Annotated in this window: 20 protein-coding genes; 15 read left to right on the forward strand and 5 right to left on the reverse strand. The window is 32.1% G+C overall.

The features are described 5' to 3' along the window. Positions 1-161 precede the first annotated feature (161 nt). The 6 genes from ACFVR2_RS05575 (at position 162) to ACFVR2_RS05600 (ending at position 6,176) form a co-directional block, all read left to right on the forward strand. On the forward strand, positions 162-1,733 hold the full coding sequence (locus ACFVR2_RS05575) for an L-lactate permease (protein WP_387359612.1): 1,572 nt from the start codon (positions 162-164) through the stop codon (positions 1,731-1,733). Positions 1,734-1,968: 235 nt separating this feature from the next. Further along, positions 1,969-2,097 (forward strand): YjcZ family sporulation protein, encoded by a 129-nt coding sequence (locus ACFVR2_RS05580; protein WP_387359614.1) that lies wholly within the window; start codon positions 1,969-1,971, stop codon positions 2,095-2,097. Positions 2,098-2,300: 203 nt separating this feature from the next. Continuing rightward, positions 2,301-3,710, forward strand: coding sequence for a lysine 2,3-aminomutase (gene kamA / locus ACFVR2_RS05585; protein WP_387359617.1), 1,410 nt, complete (start codon positions 2,301-2,303; stop codon positions 3,708-3,710). Continuing rightward, the gene (locus ACFVR2_RS05590) at positions 3,703-3,993 is read left to right on the forward strand and encodes a YokU family protein (RefSeq protein ID WP_098234086.1); all 291 of its coding nucleotides are present in this window, start codon (positions 3,703-3,705) and stop codon (positions 3,991-3,993) included. Before kamA ends, ACFVR2_RS05590 begins: the two co-directional genes overlap by 8 nt. A gap of 112 nt (positions 3,994-4,105) precedes the next feature. Continuing rightward, positions 4,106-4,324, forward strand: a complete 219-nt coding sequence (locus ACFVR2_RS05595) for a YozE family protein (RefSeq protein ID WP_025671848.1) — start codon at positions 4,106-4,108, stop codon at positions 4,322-4,324. Between the two features lie 382 nt (positions 4,325-4,706). Beyond that, positions 4,707-6,176: a recombinase family protein gene (locus tag ACFVR2_RS05600; RefSeq protein WP_387359619.1), complete on the forward strand. Its 1,470-nt coding sequence runs from the start codon at positions 4,707-4,709 to the stop codon at positions 6,174-6,176. Positions 6,177-6,327: 151 nt separating this feature from the next. On the opposite strand, the gene ACFVR2_RS05605 is transcribed toward ACFVR2_RS05600, so the two are convergent. Further along, on the reverse strand, positions 6,328-6,951 hold the full coding sequence (locus tag ACFVR2_RS05605; protein WP_387359621.1) for a hypothetical protein: 624 nt from the start codon (positions 6,949-6,951) through the stop codon (positions 6,328-6,330). A 159-nt stretch (positions 6,952-7,110) separates the two neighbouring features. After that, the gene (locus ACFVR2_RS05610) at positions 7,111-7,893 is read right to left on the reverse strand and encodes an alpha/beta fold hydrolase (RefSeq protein WP_387359624.1); all 783 of its coding nucleotides are present in this window, start codon (positions 7,891-7,893) and stop codon (positions 7,111-7,113) included. Positions 7,894-8,053: 160 nt separating this feature from the next. On the opposite strand from ACFVR2_RS05610, the gene phaQ reads away from it, so the two are divergent. The 4 genes from phaQ (at position 8,054) to ACFVR2_RS05630 (ending at position 9,992) form a co-directional block, all read left to right on the forward strand. Then, positions 8,054-8,476 (forward strand): poly-beta-hydroxybutyrate-responsive repressor, encoded by a 423-nt coding sequence (phaQ, locus tag ACFVR2_RS05615; protein ID WP_387359626.1) that lies wholly within the window; start codon positions 8,054-8,056, stop codon positions 8,474-8,476. After that, positions 8,473-9,054 (forward strand): hypothetical protein, encoded by a 582-nt coding sequence (locus tag ACFVR2_RS05620; RefSeq protein ID WP_387359628.1) that lies wholly within the window; start codon positions 8,473-8,475, stop codon positions 9,052-9,054. The genes phaQ and ACFVR2_RS05620 overlap by 4 nt, the downstream gene beginning before the upstream one ends. A gap of 167 nt (positions 9,055-9,221) precedes the next feature. Beyond that, the gene (locus tag ACFVR2_RS05625; protein WP_387359630.1) at positions 9,222-9,353 is read left to right on the forward strand and encodes a hypothetical protein; all 132 of its coding nucleotides are present in this window, start codon (positions 9,222-9,224) and stop codon (positions 9,351-9,353) included. A gap of 63 nt (positions 9,354-9,416) precedes the next feature. Beyond that, entirely contained in the window at positions 9,417-9,992 is a 576-nt protein-coding gene (locus tag ACFVR2_RS05630; protein WP_069032034.1) for a hypothetical protein, read from the forward strand. 13 nt (positions 9,993-10,005) lie between these two features. On the opposite strand, the gene ACFVR2_RS05635 is transcribed toward ACFVR2_RS05630, so the two are convergent. Continuing rightward, positions 10,006-10,161, reverse strand: a complete 156-nt coding sequence (locus ACFVR2_RS05635; protein WP_387359632.1) for a hypothetical protein — start codon at positions 10,159-10,161, stop codon at positions 10,006-10,008. A 153-nt stretch (positions 10,162-10,314) separates the two neighbouring features. Here ACFVR2_RS05635 and ACFVR2_RS05640 point away from each other — a divergent pair, with 153 nt between their 5' ends. Together ACFVR2_RS05640 and ACFVR2_RS05645 are read left to right on the forward strand one after the other, a co-directional pair. Continuing rightward, complete coding sequence (locus ACFVR2_RS05640) at positions 10,315-10,491, forward strand: YozD family protein (protein WP_069032035.1); 177 nt, start codon at positions 10,315-10,317, stop codon at positions 10,489-10,491. 97 nt (positions 10,492-10,588) lie between these two features. After that, the gene (locus ACFVR2_RS05645; RefSeq protein WP_387359634.1) at positions 10,589-11,212 is read left to right on the forward strand and encodes a phosphatase PAP2 family protein; all 624 of its coding nucleotides are present in this window, start codon (positions 10,589-10,591) and stop codon (positions 11,210-11,212) included. Between the two features lie 355 nt (positions 11,213-11,567). Here the strand turns inward: ACFVR2_RS05645 and ACFVR2_RS05650 are convergent, their stop codons facing one another. Continuing rightward, entirely contained in the window at positions 11,568-11,885 is a 318-nt protein-coding gene (locus ACFVR2_RS05650) for a thioredoxin family protein (RefSeq protein WP_387359636.1), read from the reverse strand. 201 nt (positions 11,886-12,086) lie between these two features. On the opposite strand from ACFVR2_RS05650, the gene ACFVR2_RS05655 reads away from it, so the two are divergent. Both ACFVR2_RS05655 and ACFVR2_RS05660 read left to right on the forward strand, forming a co-directional pair. Next, positions 12,087-13,244: an exonuclease SbcCD subunit D gene (locus tag ACFVR2_RS05655; protein ID WP_387359638.1), complete on the forward strand. Its 1,158-nt coding sequence runs from the start codon at positions 12,087-12,089 to the stop codon at positions 13,242-13,244. A gap of 2 nt (positions 13,245-13,246) precedes the next feature. Beyond that, positions 13,247-16,327: an AAA family ATPase gene (locus ACFVR2_RS05660; RefSeq protein WP_387359640.1), complete on the forward strand. Its 3,081-nt coding sequence runs from the start codon at positions 13,247-13,249 to the stop codon at positions 16,325-16,327. A gap of 217 nt (positions 16,328-16,544) precedes the next feature. On the opposite strand, the gene ACFVR2_RS05665 is transcribed toward ACFVR2_RS05660, so the two are convergent. Continuing rightward, entirely contained in the window at positions 16,545-17,465 is a 921-nt protein-coding gene (locus ACFVR2_RS05665) for a S66 peptidase family protein (protein WP_387359642.1), read from the reverse strand. Positions 17,466-17,624: 159 nt separating this feature from the next. On the opposite strand from ACFVR2_RS05665, the gene ACFVR2_RS05670 reads away from it, so the two are divergent. Then, complete coding sequence (locus ACFVR2_RS05670; RefSeq protein WP_387359644.1) at positions 17,625-18,809, forward strand: amidohydrolase; 1,185 nt, start codon at positions 17,625-17,627, stop codon at positions 18,807-18,809. Positions 18,810-18,822 lie beyond the last annotated feature (13 nt).

The following is an 18,822-nucleotide window of genomic DNA, read 5'->3' on the forward strand; positions in this document are numbered from 1 at the left end:
AATTGTTTCACAATAAATTAGGCGTTTGAAATAAATATTAATTATTTAATAAGGCTATATTAATAATAATGAAGTTTGTGAAGTAATTTAACAAAATAATTAGGTTGGATGCTAGATTTTATAGGTTAAATCTAAGAACCTAAACAAAGGGAGTCAACCAAATGTTAGTAGATAGTTTTAATCCATTTGATAATCTCGCAATTTCAGCACTAGTTGCGGCTGTACCCATTCTTTTATTTCTTTTATGCTTAACAGTATTAAAAATGAAAGGTATTTATGCTGCTTTATTAAACCTAGGAATTACGTTTATAATCGTACTTTCAATCTTTAAATTACCAATTGGTGAATCGATTGGAAGTGTTATCCAAGGTACTATTCAAGGGTTATGGCCAATTGGTTATATCATTGTAATGGCTGTGTGGTTATACAAAATAACAGTAGAATCTGGGAAGTTTGATATTTTACGTAGTAGTATTGTTGGTATTTCGAGTGATCAGCGGATCCAGTTTTTATTGATTGGATTTTGTTTTAACGCATTTCTTGAAGGGGCAGCAGGTTTTGGCGTACCGATTGCTATTTGTGCGGTGTTATTAGTTTCAGTCGGTTTTAAACCATTACAAGCAGCTATGCTTTGCTTAATTGCAAATGGTGCATCTGGTGCGTTTGGAGCAATTGGAATACCTGTGGGAATTATTGATACATTTGGATTACATGGTGTAACTTCAATGAAAGTTTCAATCATGACAGCACTAACTTTACCGATTATTAATTTTACGATTCCATTTCTATTAATTTGGTTAATCGATGGATTTAAAGGAATTAAAGAAATTTTACCAGCAATTTTAGTAACGTCTATTACGTATACAGTTTCTCAAGCAATCATGACAATCTTTTTAGGTCCAGAGTTAGCAGATATTATTCCTTCATTATTAACAATGGGTGTTTTAGCATTATTTCTTAAAAAATGGCAACCTAAAAATATTTTCTTACTAAATGGGAAAGAGTTTAAAATTGAATCTTATTCAATGGCTGATGTGATTAAAGCTTGGTCCCCATTCTATTTACTAACAATTTTCGTATTAATTTGGAGCTTAAAATCATTTAAAGGTTTATTCGCTGTTGGAGGAGCTCTAGCTTCTACTGTAATAAAATTCGTTGTTCCAGGTTCAACGATAAATGTCAGCATTGATCTAATCGGAGCAACAGGTACTGCAATATTATTAGCAGGATTAGTTACAATTTTCTCTTCTAAATCAATTAATGTTAGTAAAGGTTTATCACTACTTATAAAAACAATCTCAGAATTTTGGATACCGATTATTATGATTTGTGCAATTATTAGTATCGCAAAATTAATGACTTATGGAGGATTAACAAATGCTTTAAGTCAAGCAGTTGCCCATACTGGAGGCGCATTTCCGTTTTTATCTCCAATTTTAGGATGGATCGGGGTATTTATGACTGGTTCTGTCGTTAATAACAATACTTTATTTGCACCAATTCAAGTTTCAGCTGGTAATATTTTAGGTACAAATCCTTCGTTATTAGTATCATCAAATACTGCAGGTGGGGTAATAGCAAAACTAGTTTCACCTCAGTCAATTGCAATCGCAACAGCTGCAGTAGGTGAAACAGGTAATGAATCGACATTAACAAAGATGACTTTAAAATATAGTTTTGGATTGTTAGCATTTGTTTGTATTTGGACATTTATATTATCACTAATGTATTAAGTTAAAGAGTCTTGAGAGAAGTTTTCTCAAGACTTTTTTTTTTTCTTAAAGTTGAATTTCGCAAATTGTTTATTCATTCATACGCCCTTATGTTTAGCTCTATAAGATAAAGTTTATATCCAAAAATCTATTTAATTTCACCTAAAATATAGACAGATGCCTATGTAACAAGGATTGTGAACCTAACATATACTTTATTGTGATTTCAAATAAGTAAGTGAAGGAGGCAATCTATATGGGAGGATATTCACCATACTACGGCGGAGGCCACGGTTGTGGCGGGGGATGCGGCGGAGGATTTGCGTTAATCGTTGTATTGTTTATTTTATTAATTATCATCGGTGCAACTTTTGTAACTGTCTAAAAACTATTGAGCGTCAGCCACAGAAACCGACTAACATTAAGTTAGTCGGTTTATTTCATTTTTACAAGGTATTAATACCGTTTTAAATTCTTAGTCTTTTCACCAACTTTTTAATTTTTGCATATAAAGAAGTAGGTATATAACTAGAAATTTTTACTTAATTTAGTAAATTAAATTGTCCTATTAAACAAGGAGGACCATAAATGAAAAATCAGCTTTATAAACCTCAAAGACATTGGAAAGATATTCCTCTATGGAAAGATGTTACGGATGAACAATGGAACGATTGGCTATGGCAATTAACAAATACAGTCAGAACATTGGATGACTTGAAACAAGTGATCGATTTAACGAAGGATGAAGAAGAAGGGGTAAGGATATCAACTAAAACAATTCCATTAAATATTACTCCATACTATGCTTCCTTAATGAATCCAACCGATTCACGCTGTCCTATTAGAATGCAATCTGTACCAATTAGTAAAGAATTAAATAAAACAAAATATGATTCGGAAGATCCACTAGGAGAGGATGATGATAGTCCAGTTCCTGGATTAACTCATCGATATCCAGATCGAGTGCTTTTTTTAGTCACAAATCAATGCTCAATGTATTGTCGCTACTGTACAAGACGTCGATTTTCAGGGCAAATTGGTATGGGAGTACCGAAAAAACAATTAGATGAAGCAATTGCATATATACGTGAAAATGAAGAAGTAAGAGACGTACTGATTTCAGGTGGAGACGGATTATTAATTAATGACAATATTTTGGAATATATTTTAAAAAATTTAAGAGCAATCGATCATGTGGAAATTATTAGAATTGGCACGAGAGCCCCTGTAGTATTCCCTCAAAGAATTACTGAAAACTTATGTGAAATATTAAAAAAATATCATCCAGTTTGGTTAAATACACATTTTAATACGAGTATTGAAGTAACAGAAGAAGCAAAAAAAGCATGCGAAATGCTTGCAAATGCTGGCGTTCCAGTTGGGAACCAGTCAGTTATTTTAACAGGGATTAATGACAGCGTACCGATTATGAAAAAGTTAATGCATGACTTAGTAAAAATAAGAGTCAGACCATATTATATTTATCAATGTGATTTATCAGAAGGAATTGGTCATTTTAGGGCACCAGTTGCAAAAGGATTGGAGATTATTGAAGGGTTACGTGGGCATACATCAGGTTATGCAGTACCTACATTTGTAGTTGATGCACCAGGCGGAGGAGGCAAAATCTCACTTCAACCAAACTATATCGTCTCACAAAGTAGTAAAAAAACAGTACTAAGGAATTTTGAGGGTGTCATCACATCTTATCCAGAGCCTGAAAATTATAAAGAGGATACGGCTGAAGATTATTTTTCACTAGTTTACCCTGATTATTTAAATAAGGCAGCTAAGGTTGGTATTGCTAGTATCATAAGTGATCAGGTGCAAAGTCTTATTCCTTCAGATTTAGAAAGAATGAAAAAGAGAGAACTATATCAAACTGATCCAACACATAGTTCATTAAAAAATAAACGCGAAAAACGGGATGAACTAAAGGAGAAAAAGTTTCAATCACAAATTCAAAAAATGGATGGAAGTGTAAAGAAAGATGAATAATACATTAAAATGTGATTGGTGCGGTGAGGAGAACGTACAGGAAACAAAAGCAGTTGTACATTGGGAATTACCGGATGGCTCCCGAGCAATCACAATTACAGGAGTACCATCATTTCATTGTGATCAGTGTAAATTTACCTATCAAAAGGAAGATATGGTCAAATCGATAGAAGATCAGTTATTTCTCATTTCAACAAAATTACTGCCGGTTTCAGTCACATTTGATGAATTAATGAAGCAACCGAGATTATTAAAAAGAAATTATTTTGACTTCTCGTCATAGAACGAGTATTTTTAAAATATAAAATAACTCTGTTATTGTATAAAGCATATTCAAAAAGTAATAATATTTTTAGAAAAAGAGACAAAATAAATAATAAAACTGAGGGAGAATCATGAGAAAGTCATTTTACCATTATATGATGAAACATAGAAACTATAAAATTCCTAACGAAATTGGAATATTGGCAGATCATCTTTTTAATGATCACTCATTTCCAAAACATTCTTCAAGCTATGACGAAATTAGCTCGTATTTAGAGTTTGATGGAACATTTCATCAATCGATGAGCGTTTTTGACGAAGCATGGAATTTATATTTAGAAGATCAATAAGATGTGACTTAGGTTAACTAAGTTGCATCTTTTTTTTATTGAAACCTCCTTTAATAATATCCTCTTTATTTATTGATACTACCATTTTTGAAACTAGCTATTAAGATCTCACCTATAAAATAGGCTAATCCCTTTTTTTATTTACTCTGAAAATGACAGACAATTATCTATTGGTTGCATAGAATACAGTAAAAACGAATTAGTCACGACGTATGGAGAAGGAGGTAAGTAGTATGACGAAGAAAAAACAACCCAAATATAACGTAGATGATATTGTCGTGATAACGTTATATGGTACTGTCGGTAAGATAACAAATATAAACTTTCTATTTTTATTGGGGATTCATCACTTAAGTAAAATGCATATTACTAAGGTGATTTTATGTTAGCAGCTATTTATCTTAGGCTATCAAGAAACGAAGAACAAAAAGAAGTCGAAGAAGTTTTACTTAATCATAAAAATGCTTTGATCAAGCTTGCCAATCAACATAGTTTAAAATATATCATTTATCAGGAAATTTCGAGCGGTGTCAATACAGAGCGAGAACAATTAAATTTATTGCTTAAGAAAATACATGAATTTGATTATTTAATTATTATGGATATAGATCGTCTTTCACGTGATAATGCTCATGCGGAACAAATCAAGCAAGTATTAATCTTAAATGATATTAAAATACTAACCCCACAAGGTAAAATAGATTTATCCCAGGAAACGAATGAAATGTTATTTTCATTCCAGGCAGTATTGGCTAATTTTGAATATAAACAGATAAAGAAGCGGTTATCAAGAGGTAGATTAGCAGCAGCGGAGCAAGGAAAATGGGTAATGAGTAACAAGACCCCACTTGGATATCGTAAAAATTCGGAAAAAAAATTAGAAATAATTGAAGACGAAGCGAAAATCATTCGACTAATATTTGATAAATCGTTAGAACGAGTTTCCGTTAATGAAATAGCACGGCAATTAAATAGGTTAAATTGGAGGAGTAGGCAAGGTAAAATACTTACTACATCACATATTAGCCAAATACGTACGAATCCTGTATATTATGGAGTCATACAGGCTAGAAGACGTATTCATCATAAAATTATTGATGAAGTTTTTATTGAAAATGCGCATGAGGCAATCATAACAAAGGAGCAATTTTTCGCCGTTCAAGCCATATTAGAAAATAATAAAAATGTTTATTTTCAAAACCGAAAAGCAATTCGTAGGTTACAAAATTTAATATACTGTAATTGCTGTGGGCGGAAGCGATATATTCAAAAAGATCGTTCAAATATTGATTTTATAAAATCATGTTCATATAAAATATCAAACAATCAATGTAAAGATCGTGGCTATAAATATCAATTAATTGAAGAATTTGTTATAAAGAGCATTAAAGAAAAAAAATCAGAGCTAGAGCACGGGTTAAAGATGCTAGATTCTCAGAAAACAATCGAACTAGAAGAAAGATTTACGACTGAACTCGTTTCGTTAATCAAACAGAAGGATAAAATTAAAAAAAGACAAAATAACGTTAGAGAAATGAGAATGGATGATGAAATTACTAAAAAAGAATATGAGGAATTAAAAAATGAACTAATCGTTCAAATGAATCAGATGAACGAGCAAATTGAACTCTATCAGACTCAAATAGAGAATTTAAGAAATAAAAACGATGATCGTCAAAAAATAGAGAAGATAATTGACACTCTGGACGATTTAGAAAGAATAGATCCTGAAATATGTAATCAATTTTTAAAGGTATTTATTAATAAAATATGGTTTAGTAGTAATATGGATTCAAGTTATGATACTACTCGAAGTAAGGAAATTGCCACTATTAAAATAGAATGGATCTAATGCATCAATTATCATTCTATGAAACGATTCCCTCTAGAAATCTGCCACATTAGGTTATTACTTTTTGAGAATCTCAAAGTTAAAATAAAAAGTTCAGTTTACCATCTTCGAAAAGATCGAACTGAACTTTTTTTTAGGCAATTTTAAAAATTTATCTGTTATTGATCAAGCTAACTAATTCATTAAAATATTTTTCAGCTTCCCTGGTACTTCTTGCACATTTTAACCTTTTCATTAAAATATTATAATGAAAATCAACTTCTTCATTTGAAGCATCATTCGTGCTGTCAACTTCATTATTTTGTTCTATTCCATCGACAACACTAGTATCTGTTTGATACATATTTCCTTTGTTGTTCGAGGGGGCACTTGTCTTTTTGTTCTCATTTTTCTCTTTCTCCATTTCTTCAAGCGTTGAACTAAAATCAATGATTTTGTTATTAACGTTTTTATCAACCAATCTTTCTAAATAAGCGCCGCCGCTAACTCCACAAATAAAAGCATAAATGATAATAGATACAGGAGTTTGATCATCTGTCGTAAGAACAGCAATAAGGTACGATATACAACCTGCCATAGCTCCAAGAATTATTTCTCGTTTAGAACCTAGTGAATATCTTTCTCTACCATCAGAATCTTTAAATCGATAACTTCTAATGTAGCCCTCATTTGCTAATAATATATTGGCATAACCACCTATTGCACCAATTAATATTGATAGAAAGGTCAGAAATAAATCATTAGATGATAATGTATCCAGCCAATTTTCGTACATATTGGTAGCCTCCCGTTTTTGTTAAACTATATGGAGGCTTTTTTTAGAATAGTACAATTAGATGCAATACGTATAAAGGTTATTTTTTAGGTGTTTATAAAAACTTTATCAGCTAAAAGAAAGCTGAAATAGGTTGATCTAATTTGTTAGAAATTAATTTTAAATCTTAACAGGTACTTGTTTATTTAAAAAAGAACGAATGGTTTGATTAAATTTTTCTGCAGCTTCCATTTTGGATACATGGCCAGTATTTTTGAAAATAATTAATTTTGAATTAGGAATACTATTATGCATTATTAATTGAAGCCATACTGGAGTAATCGGATCATACTGACCACCAATAATTAGTGTTGGTACCTTTATATTAGGTAACAATTCTCTATTATCGACCTTAAAACAGGCTCTCATTGACCTGTCATAACCTTCTGGATTTGGGCGGTAATATTGTTTAAATTGTTGTAATGACTCTTTTTCCCATGAAAAAAGGCACGTTCTTGCTGTCATCTCTTTTAACTGTTGTGAAGTGAAAATTTTTGAACGAAGCTCTTTATATTGAATAAACCATAATCCTAGTAATCTTGGAGCAAAATGAAATGTACTAACTAGAATTAAAGAGCGACATCTTGCAGGTGCTTGGCGGTACATCTCTTGTGCAACAATCCCACCCATCGATAAGCCTAATATATGCGCACTTTCAATTCCTAACTCATCCATTAAATCAAGTACATCTTTTGCGAAATTCTTAATTGATATCCCTTCAGTTAAATCATTTTCTCCATGGCCTCGCAAATCAGGAATAATTAAATCGAATTCATTCGCTAGTTCATATTGTTTAAACCAACTTTCTTTAACTTCTCCAAGACCATGAATTAGTACGAGAGGTACCCCAGTACCTAACCGGTCATAATACAGTTTGATACTTTCCGTTTTTATAACGTACAACTTTATCACTCCTTTGTAACTTTTTTTATTAAAATATTTAACGAATAAGCGCTATGTTTGAAGTTTTTTGAAAATTTATAATAAATTATATTGACTGTATTGACGCTATATTCATATATGTGTAAAATACACCTATAGATTTTTTATTGAGGTGTTACCAATGAACAATGATAAAGATAAAAATATTACTCCATCAAAAAATTTTATTATGCCTTTTATTCTTCTACTCCTTAGTCGGATGACACTCCATGGATATGATCTAATTCAAAAGCTCCACGCATTCGGGTTTCAAACACTTGACCAAGGAAATTTATATCGATTATTAAGACAACTAGAGAAAGAAAATCTTGTACAATCGGAATGGGATACGAAAGGAAGCGGACCTGCAAAGCGCTGCTATTCAATTACTGAAGCTGGGAAGGCATACTTAACAGGTAACGCAAGACAACTCGAACTTTATCAATCAATGCTTGATCAATTTTTCAAAATGTACACTAGTTTTCTAGAGCTCTACATTCCTCCATTACAAAGAGAGGATAAAATAGAGAAAAAATCGAAACCAAAAGAGGAGGAAGAAGTTTGACGATACAGAAAGCTTCAAAATCAAAGGTGGAAGTTCAAAAAATTGAAGATGAGAAAGTAGAAAATTATTTTATGGATCCTTTTTTTAATACACTTTGGGATCAATATGAAAGTAATTTGATTCACCTAAGAGACAGTAGGGAACAAAGGTTAAATTCGTTTGTTAAAGTGTTAAAAGAAACAAGGAAATTTAATGAGGAATATCGTAATGCAGTAAATGGTTTATTTGGAGAAGTAAAGTCCTTTAACACTCATATAAATGCAAGTACATCAAGAATTACAATTGCAAAATCAGATGAATCCTCAGAAGTTAAATCAAGTGTGAATTTATTTGATGAAACGTTAAATAAATTTGGCGAGTTATTATTTACACCATACAAAGCATCAGTCGAGTTAATGGAAAAGCTAGAAGAGCAATATGAACAAACTGGAAAATACTACATAGAGAATTTAAAGGAAAGAGATCGAGTATGGTCATCATTAAATGAACATTACATGGAATATTTAAGAACAGCGCATACGAACTTTAACCATCGTATCGAGGATAGCTTTAAACTGTTTACATCTTTTAGTAAATAAGTAAATTTTAACCCTTTGTATTCGCACTGAAACAATTCATTAAATTCAGAAGAGTTGTTTTTTTATGCCTTATATGTTTTTCTTATAGGCAGTTTTATCGATTACAATACCTACCTCAGTGAACTATGGACTAGACCTTTGAATAGTCTATAGAGGGGTGTTTCTTCATGGATCAGTTTAAATATGAAGAAATTGGAGCGTTGAATGCAAAACTTGCTGCAGAAGCATTACTAAAATTAACTTTAAAAATAAAAAATGACGATAAAAAAATAGAGACATTCGATAAGCCACTCATTTAAAACTTGAGTGGTATTTTTTTCTCATTAGCCAATAAAAATAGAAAGTTAACAAATATTAAACTGATGGATGGCGTTTTTGTTTATGAAGTCAATAATCATGACGGACTTTATGTTGAGAATACTCTTCAGCTTCTCAACGAATATGATGGGAAAAAACTTGAAAAAGAATGGATAGAAGTAAATTATTCATTTTCTTTCGGGGATCTTGTTCAAGTAAATGGATATGAAAAAGAAATTTTTCGAATTGTTGGGTACCGTACAGAGGTTTGGCGATATAAAAATGACGCGTGGGAAGATACAATTTACGAACTAGCGCGTATTACTGATGGAGAATGGTTAGAAGCCGATGAAACAGATTTAACGCTAATTGCATCAGCGCAAACTGCAAATGCAATTCTAAAAAAACTAAGAAACGATAAAAATGGCATTACGAAATTAGACTTAGAAAAACTTCGCTCAATGAATGATTTTAATAAAAATAGAAATAAAACAACAAAACAAGAAATTATTGACGGATTATTAGATATATATAATGATTACGCTGTTTTATATTCAATCTTCCAAGACGAAGAATATAAAATTGTGATGGATCTAGTGCTTAAAAATTTAAATAAATTCTCAGAGAAGAAAACAAATTGAGAGAGAGGATATTCTACAATAATTGTAGAATTATATGAATCATAAAAGGTATGCCTATCCCTATTAAAATAAAAAATGCAATTGTCGTCAGTTTTTCAACTGCTTCCTCAAACATTTCATCATTAACCATAATTTCTTTTAAATTAGCTAGCTTGTCCATTTTTATCATTGGAATCTCGCTCCTTTAACATGTTTTAATTGAATATATGCTTGTCAATGTTGTATTATGCTAAAGGTTACATATTAATATTTTTTTGTGCTTAGTAAGGTTTTTTTCATATTTTCTCATTTTTCACATATTAACTAGTAAGGGGTGATGCTAGTGAAAGAAATTGAGGTAGTTATCGATACGGAAGAAATAGCTGAATTTTTCTATCAACAGCTCATTCAGCGAGGATATGTTCCTGAGGAAGAGGAAATTGAAGAACTAGCGGATATTACTTTTGAGTACTTACTGGAAAAATGTATGATTGATGAAATTGATGAGGAAGAAGAATAGTCATGAAAGTGGCGACGGGAGCTCTCGTCGTTTTTCTTTTGTGTATCAAAAGTACAAGCATTAAACCGTATTAACTGGAATTAATATTGGAGGATATATGAAAAAAAATAATTGGATCCTAATTTTTACTTCTATTTTTCTATTTGTTATTTTAGGACTTATTTATGATTCGAACATGATTCGGAGTTTGGACAATTCAGCGTTTAAATTCTTTGAATTCATTCGAACAGATGCACTAGATTCATTTTGTTATTTTTTAAGAGATTTTGGTTCTTCAAAAATGTATCTAACATTTGCAGTCATTTTTTTAGTTTATTCAATTATACGTAAGAATATTTGGACTGGTATATCATTAATTATTACCTTATTGACAGCTAGAGTGGTTGTTTCATTTTTAAAAGATCTATATGAAAGACCACGACCAAGTTCAATGTATTATGTGGAAAGTGGATTTAGTTTTCCGAGTGGACATGCAGTTATGGCAACATCCTTCTTTCTAACATTAGGCTTTATTTTAATCGTCATTCAACCTGCAATGATGAAACACAAAAAATTGATTCAATTTATCGTACTTTTAATGATATTTTTAATATCAATGAGCAGAATTTACCTCCATGTACATCATTTCTCAGATATTATTGCTGGATGGTTAGTAGGATATGCATGGTACAGTATTTGTAAAAATGTATTTATTAATTTACATGAAAGAAAACAGCTTTAATTTAATATGAAAAAGAAACACCTATAATTGAGAGATATAGGTGTTTCTTTTTTATAATATCTGTAACTAGAGCATTTTATGGCCAATACACTTCTTGCACCAGTTATTGCTTTTATGAAAACGAACAACATCTACAATGAAATTAAGCACAGTAAACCACCTCATGAGATGTATAGGATATAAATCAAGTCCAAATTGCCTATAATTGTTAAAGTCATATAGGCCAGGAAAAAAGGTTAGGTGCAAAAGAGTTATAAGCATACGAAGAACCACAAGGATTAATTACCTTGTGGTTTAATTTATTTTATTTAGATAGTAGTCTTCCTAGTCACATCAAGATTTAACTAAGTTTATATTATTCAAAAGTTGATAAAAATTCTTCAACTGATTCTGGCGTTTTTGCGTTTGCGCTATGTAAGTGGCCAATTTTTTCGCCATCTTTAAATACAAGCAAACTCGGAATTCCCATTACTTGTTGTTCACTAGCGATTTCTGGAAATTCATCGCGATCCATTGTGTACCAATTAAAAGATGGGTGCTCTTCAATAACGTCACCGATAAAAGCATCTAAACGTGTACAATCAGGACACCAAGTTGCATAAAATTTCACCACGATTGGCTTTTCACTTTTAATAATTTCCTCATATTTTTTTACATCTTCTATTCTTTCCATAATTACCTCCTAAAGCTTTGATAGGTTTATTTTGAATCATATTTATTAGTATTTCAATTATTTTAACTTAATAATGCATTTTTAGAATTAATGTGATTAAAAAGCATACAAACGTTCGTATGTTGATGTAAAATATAAGATAGAAAAGTTGTACTAAAAATTAGTAACAATGAAAGTAAATAAAATGATGAGGTGTATTTAATGAAGTTTATTCATACAGCAGATTGGCACCTTGGTAAAATTGTACATGGTGTACATATGACAGAAGATCAGCGATTTATATTATTAGATGAATTCATTTCAATAATTAAAGAAGAGAAGCCAGATGCAGTTGTTATAGCAGGCGATTTATATGATAAAAGCATATCGCCAACTGAGGCGATTGAACTATTAAATGAAGTATTCCATAAAATAGTAATTGAATGTAATACGCCTATTCTTGCGATTGCTGGAAATCATGATAGCGCTGAACGCATTGAATTTGGTAGCCGTTTTATGGAAAAAGAAGGCTTATATTTAGTAGGGAAATTTCAAACTCCATTTAAGAAAGTTATTTTAAATGATGAAGAGGGTGAAGTTCATTTTTATTTAATTCCGTACGCCGAACCAAGTATTGTACGTTATATCTTACAAAACGATGATATTCATTCACATGATGACGCAATGAAAGCAATCATCAATAAAATAAGAGATGAAGAATTAGACCCAACAGTACGAAATGTATTTGTTGGACATGCATTCGTAACAAATAATGGTGAGCCATCAGATGAAGAGACAGAGGGAGAACGAACACTCTCTATTGGTGGAGCTGAATACGTATCACATCATAATTTTATACATTTTAACTATACAGCCCTAGGACATTTACATCGGGCACATTTTGTAGGAAATCAATCAATTCGATATTCTGGATCACCATTAAAGTACTCACTTTCTGAAGAAAACCATAAAAAAGGTTGCTTAATTGTTGAATTAAAAGCTGACGGTGAGCTATCAGTAGTTAAAAAAGATTTTCATCCAAATCGAGATTTAAGATCGATTGAAGGTACGATTGAGGAAATCAGACAGCATTCTGTGAATCATGATTATGTATTTGTTAAATTAACTGATGAGCATATGGTCGTACATCCGATGGAGCAAATTAGAACAGTTTATCCAAATGCAATGCATGTTAGTCGAAAGCGAACGACATTACAAACAGATAAAACAAATCAACTGAGTTTAGTGGAAAAACAATCAAAAAATCAACTTGAATTGTTCCAATCTTTTTATAAAGAAATGAAAAATGAAGATTTGAAAATTGAAGATGAACAATATATGAAAGAGATTATTCACGAAATCTTTGTAAGGGAGGAATAGATTTGAAGCCATTAAAAGTAGTACTTCATGCATTTGGACCTTATAAGGATAAGGTACATGTTGACTTTAGTCGACTAAATGAAAAAGGATTATTTGCAATTACTGGTCCAACTGGTGCAGGTAAAACAACAATATTTGATGGAATTTGTTTTGCTCTTTTTGGTGAAGCGAGCGGTGAAAATAGGAATGACCAAACATTGCTTCGAAGTCATTTTGCAGATGATGATCTATATACTAGTGTTGAATTGACATTTGAATTAAAAGGAAACCATTATAATATTTTTAGACAAAAAGGTCATCAAAAGAAACAAAATAAAAGTATTACGGGCGATAAAATCGAGTTTTATAAAATTGAGAATGAGGAAAAAGTACCTTATTGTCAGGAATTTAATAAAACTTCGATCGTCAATAAAAAAGTAGAAGAATTATTAGGGATCAATGCAGATCAATTTAAACAAATCGTATTACTTCCTCAAGGTGAATTTAGGAAATTATTAGTTTCGGATACAAAAGAAAAGGAAGAAATTTTGCGGAAAATTTTCAGAACTGAACTATTTGAAAAAGTAACTGAAACTCTGAATTTAGCTAGAAAATACATGGAAAGTAAATTTACTAATTTAAAGCAGAAAATCGTTATTAAATTAGAAGTGATTGAAAAATTGTTAAGCGAAAAAGGAATTCAAATTTCCGACGATTCTCAAATTAACCTTCATATTGTTAATGAGATTTTGACTGAACATATATTAAGTATAATAGAAGATTTAAAAAGACTTGAAGAAAATGAGAAAATACAAAAATCACAATTAGAAGCTAGCCAGCAAAAGCTATTTTCAGCAGAAGCTCATAATAAAAATATTGATCGATTACATGAAGTAATTGAATTATTAACAATGTTAAAGGGCCAAGAGTTAGAAATAGAAGATAAAAAAGTAAAAATAAAATTAGCCACAAATGCTGAAAAAGTATTGCCTATTAAAACTGAACTTGAAAAACTAAAAAGTTCACTTCAAGTAACGAACGATAAATTATTATTCGAAATAGAGAGGTTAAAAGAAACACTCATTAAAATTGAAAAAATCTCAGCGGAAGTAGCTACATTACCTGAAGAGCAAAAAAAATTAGGTAGCTTAGAAAGCCAATTGAGTAATTTATTAGCTTTAAAAGAAGATGTAGAACAATTTCAAAATCATAAGGTAGCGTTTCGTAATAAGTCGAAACAGATTCTATTATATGAAAATGAAGAAAAGACATTACAAGATGGTTTAAAGAAAGAGAACGAAGAATTAATTCAATTAAAACAGCAACTAACTGACTTAGAAGGTATTCATGATCAATGGGCAAAACTTTCCTTATTAAACAAGGAAATCTCATTAAAAGGTGGGTTTGCTAAACGAATCTTTTTTGCAAAAAAAGAATTAGAGCAAAAAATAAATGAATATCGAATAAAAAATTTAGATCATATAAAATTAAAAAATGAATTGGACAGAATTGAAAGTGAAATGCATCAACAAAAAGCCGCTTTTTTAGCGAAAGATTTAAAGGATCAAGAGCAATGTCCAGTTTGTGGAAGTACCCATCATCCATCAATTGCTAAATTTAATGGGACTGTCAATGAAGAAGAAGCAGAAAAATTGAAAATGCAAGTAAATCAATTTCAGACTGAACTAGCAACAATTCAGGGGGAAATTAAAAGTAAAGAAAATTCATTAAAAATCGATGAAGAATCATTTTTTGATGAGCATGGTCAATTTGATTTTACAAATGAAGGTCTTAAAGCTCTTGCTAATGAGTTTAAAGAGAACGAATTAAACTTAACTAATCTAACTAAGAAAAAGGCTGCTTTCGAAAAGATTAATAATTTAATAAAAACAAAAGAACAATTAATTAGAGACTTAACTTTAAAAGTTACTGAGAAGACCGAGGCAATGAATAAGTTTACGAATGAACTTAATGAATTAAAACTTCACATTGTACAAATTGAGTCAAAATTACCTGAATCTTTAAGAACCCTTGAGAAATGGCAATTGGAAAAAAATGAAATTGAAAAAAATATGGCAATATTAAAAGCTAAAATTTCAAAAATTGAAGAAGAATATAGAAGACTAACTGAACAGAAGACGATTAAAGAGACTACTCGCACTCATCTTGAGAATGAAGTTATAAAATTAAATGAAGAGATTCGAAAAACAACGATTCTTTATCATGATAAATTATCTGAGTACGAGTTTAATGGAGAATCTGAGTTTATCAGTGCAATTGATTATATACGAATGATTGATCAATATCGAAATGATTTATCAATGTTCGAAGAGAGTCTTCAAAGATTAAGTACTGAAAAAGAGTTGCTTGAAAAACAAGTTCAATCGATGGAAAAAATTGATGTAAGTGAACTTAAAATGAAGGTACATGAAATTACTCAGCATTTAGACGCTACCGTTAACGAGATGATTCGTATTCAAGAATTAAATAAGCGTTTAAGTCAATTGAAAATTGACTTGCAAATCTATCAAGAGGATTTTGTAAAAGCTGAACAAAAATTAGCAGGCTTAACGGATTTATATAAAGTTACAAAAGGCGATAATGATAAAATGATTTCGTTTGAGCGATATGTCTTATTGGATTATTTTGAACAAATTATTGAATCGGCAAATATTCGACTTGATCATTTATCTAATGGTCAATTTCAATTACAACGAAAAGATGCAGTTGAAAAAGGAAGGAAACAAAGTGGTTTAGGATTGGAAGTTTATGATTCCTATACGGGTCTTGCTAGGGATGTAAAAACATTATCTGGTGGAGAACAGTTTAATGCATCACTTTGTTTAGCACTAGGTATGGCAGATATTATTCAAGCACATAAAGGTGGCGTATCAATTGATACGTTGTTTATAGATGAGGGATTTGGATCGCTAGATGATGAATTATTATCAAAAGCAATTGATACCCTTATTCAGCTTCAAAAATCAGGCCGATTAATTGGCGTTATTTCTCATGTGCAAGATGTAAAGGATGCAATGCCTGCAGTAATTGAAGTTCATAAAACGAACAAGGGATATTCGGAGTTATCAATTTTAATTAAATAAGATCAAATTATTGCCAAACCGGAAACATATTATTGTTTCCGGTTTTTTATATTTATTAAAAAGACTCTGTTATTTAAAATTTATTTACTACTTCTTTCATGCGAAAAATGACAGCAAAATTGAAGGGTTACACCTTGGGAATTCTATATATTCTACATTAAATTAAATACATCGTAATTAAATGCTGCTACATTCCAATTTGATATTTTTACTACCATTATAGTTGTATTCCAGGTTCAAATGATATCGATTGATCTACCCCATACATTGTGACAGGTACTCCGAGGGGTACTCCGTAATTTGGTGAACAATGTCCAATTGGAAATCCACTTAGAACGGGCAATCCTAGTGAGACGATATGATCATGCACTATTTCTGGGATAGAAAGGGAGGCTTTGCGTTTTTGCGGTCCGCATTCGTTAAAATCTCCTAAGATAATCCCTTTACAATCCTCAAGCTTTTTTGCTAATCGTAATTGATTGATCATTCGATCGATACGGTAGGGTTCTTCTTGAATGTCTTCAATAAATAAAATCTTACCTTTTGTATCCACTTCATAAGGTGTACCGATCGTGCTTGTTATAACGGTTAGATTCCCGCCGGTTATAGGGGCAGTAACAGAATATGGAAATGTAGGGTATGTGTCTGCTTCCGATGCGGTAAAGGTGATACTTAGCGGTTCTAATAATTGCTTGAAAGAACCTATTGTCTCTGCTGGCACATTATCTGCGCCACACTCTTGCATCATGGGCCCATGAAACGTCACCAGGTTTGCTTTTTGCTGCAAAGCAATATGTAAAGCTGTAATGTCACTGTATCCCCAAAAGATTTTTGGATTGTTTTTGATGTGCTCAAAGTCAATGTCTTGGAGCAATCTTCCGCTTCCATATCCTCCGGTTGCGCACAACACAGCCTTTACTTCAGGATCAGAGAAGGCTTTATGTAAGTCTGACACTCTATTTTCATCACTTCCTGCTAGATAGCCCCGCTTTTCTGTTACGCCATTCCCGATAAGGACGTTCAGTCCTGCTTGTTCTAATGTTAATTTCATCTTCATCACATTTTCAATATTCGGCGGACTTGATGGCGCAATAATCATTACTGTATCCCCTAATTTCAATGCATTCGGTTTTCGCATATATTTCCTCCTATTTGTGTGCCACATTATATATATTCTATTACTAGCAGCAATTTCCTCATCTCAGGCTGTTTTTTTCAATGTATTTTTTACATTAGAAGGGGATTATCTGTATGAAAGAGAAATTAACAGTTGAATAATGACAAGGGAGATGTTTAAGTGAAATCCTTAGAAAATGTAGAATTTAAAGCAGAAATTTCAAAAGAAAAGCTAGTACAGTGGAGAAGACATCTTCACAAATATCCAGAGCTTTCATTTCAAGAGGAAAAAACCTCTCAATTTGTCTTTGATACATTGCGGTCATTCGGAAATCTGGAACTTTCACGTCCGACCGCATATAGCGTGATGGCTAGACTAGTTGGTGGAAAGCCTGGTAAAACGCTGGCGATCCGCGCCGATATGGATGCCCTGCCAATTGTTGAAGAAAACAGCTTTGAGTTTGCCTCAACAGTCCCTGGAGTGATGCATGCCTGTGGCCATGACGGGCATACAGCTATTTTACTTGGAACGGCTGAAATATTAGCAAAGCATATAAATGAAATAAGTGGAGAAATCCGTTTCCTGTTCCAGCATGCCGAGGAACAATATCCTGGTGGAGGGGAAGAAATGGTGCAAGCGGGCGTAATGGAAGGTGTTGATTACGTAATCGGCTTACATCTCATGTCCGGTTTGGAAGTTGGCAAAATCGGAATCGTTTATGGAGCGATGATGGCAGCTCCTGATACGTTTCATATCTCAATCCGCGGTAAAGGCGGACATGCCGCTCATCCGGAAGAAACTGTAGACAGCATCGCAATCGGAGCACAAATTATAACAAATTTGCAGCATATTGTTTCGCGGACAACCGATGCATTTGCGCAAAGAGTCTTATCTGTTACCCAATTTCACTCAGGAACTGCTGATAATATCATTCCTGATACTGCTGAAATTGTTGGTACAGTGCGCTGTTTTGATGAAAAATTGCGAAACGACGCTGAGGTACGAATTGAACAAATTGTAAAAGGGATTTGCGAGGCACATGGAGCAAGCTATTCCTGTCACTACCGATATGGATACAGACCAGTTATCAATCATGATGCTGTCACAAAAGTGCTGGAACAAACGGCTATTGAAGTATATGGCAATGCATCTGTTGTGTATATCACACCATCTATGGGTGGGGAAGACTTTTCAGCATTTTTACAAAAAGCGGATGGTTGCTTCTTTAAAATTGGTTCAGGAGCGAAAGAAAGCGAAAGTACGTATCCACATCATCATCCAAGGTTTACAATCGATGAAGATTCTCTTGTTATTGGTGTTAACATGTTCCTGCATGCAGCATGTAATCTTTTGAGTAAGGAATAGAGCGCATTTTTCG

It is taken from the genome of Gottfriedia sp. NPDC057991, assembly GCF_042886615.1.
GTDB lineage: Bacteria > Bacillota > Bacilli > Bacillales > Bacillaceae_G > Gottfriedia.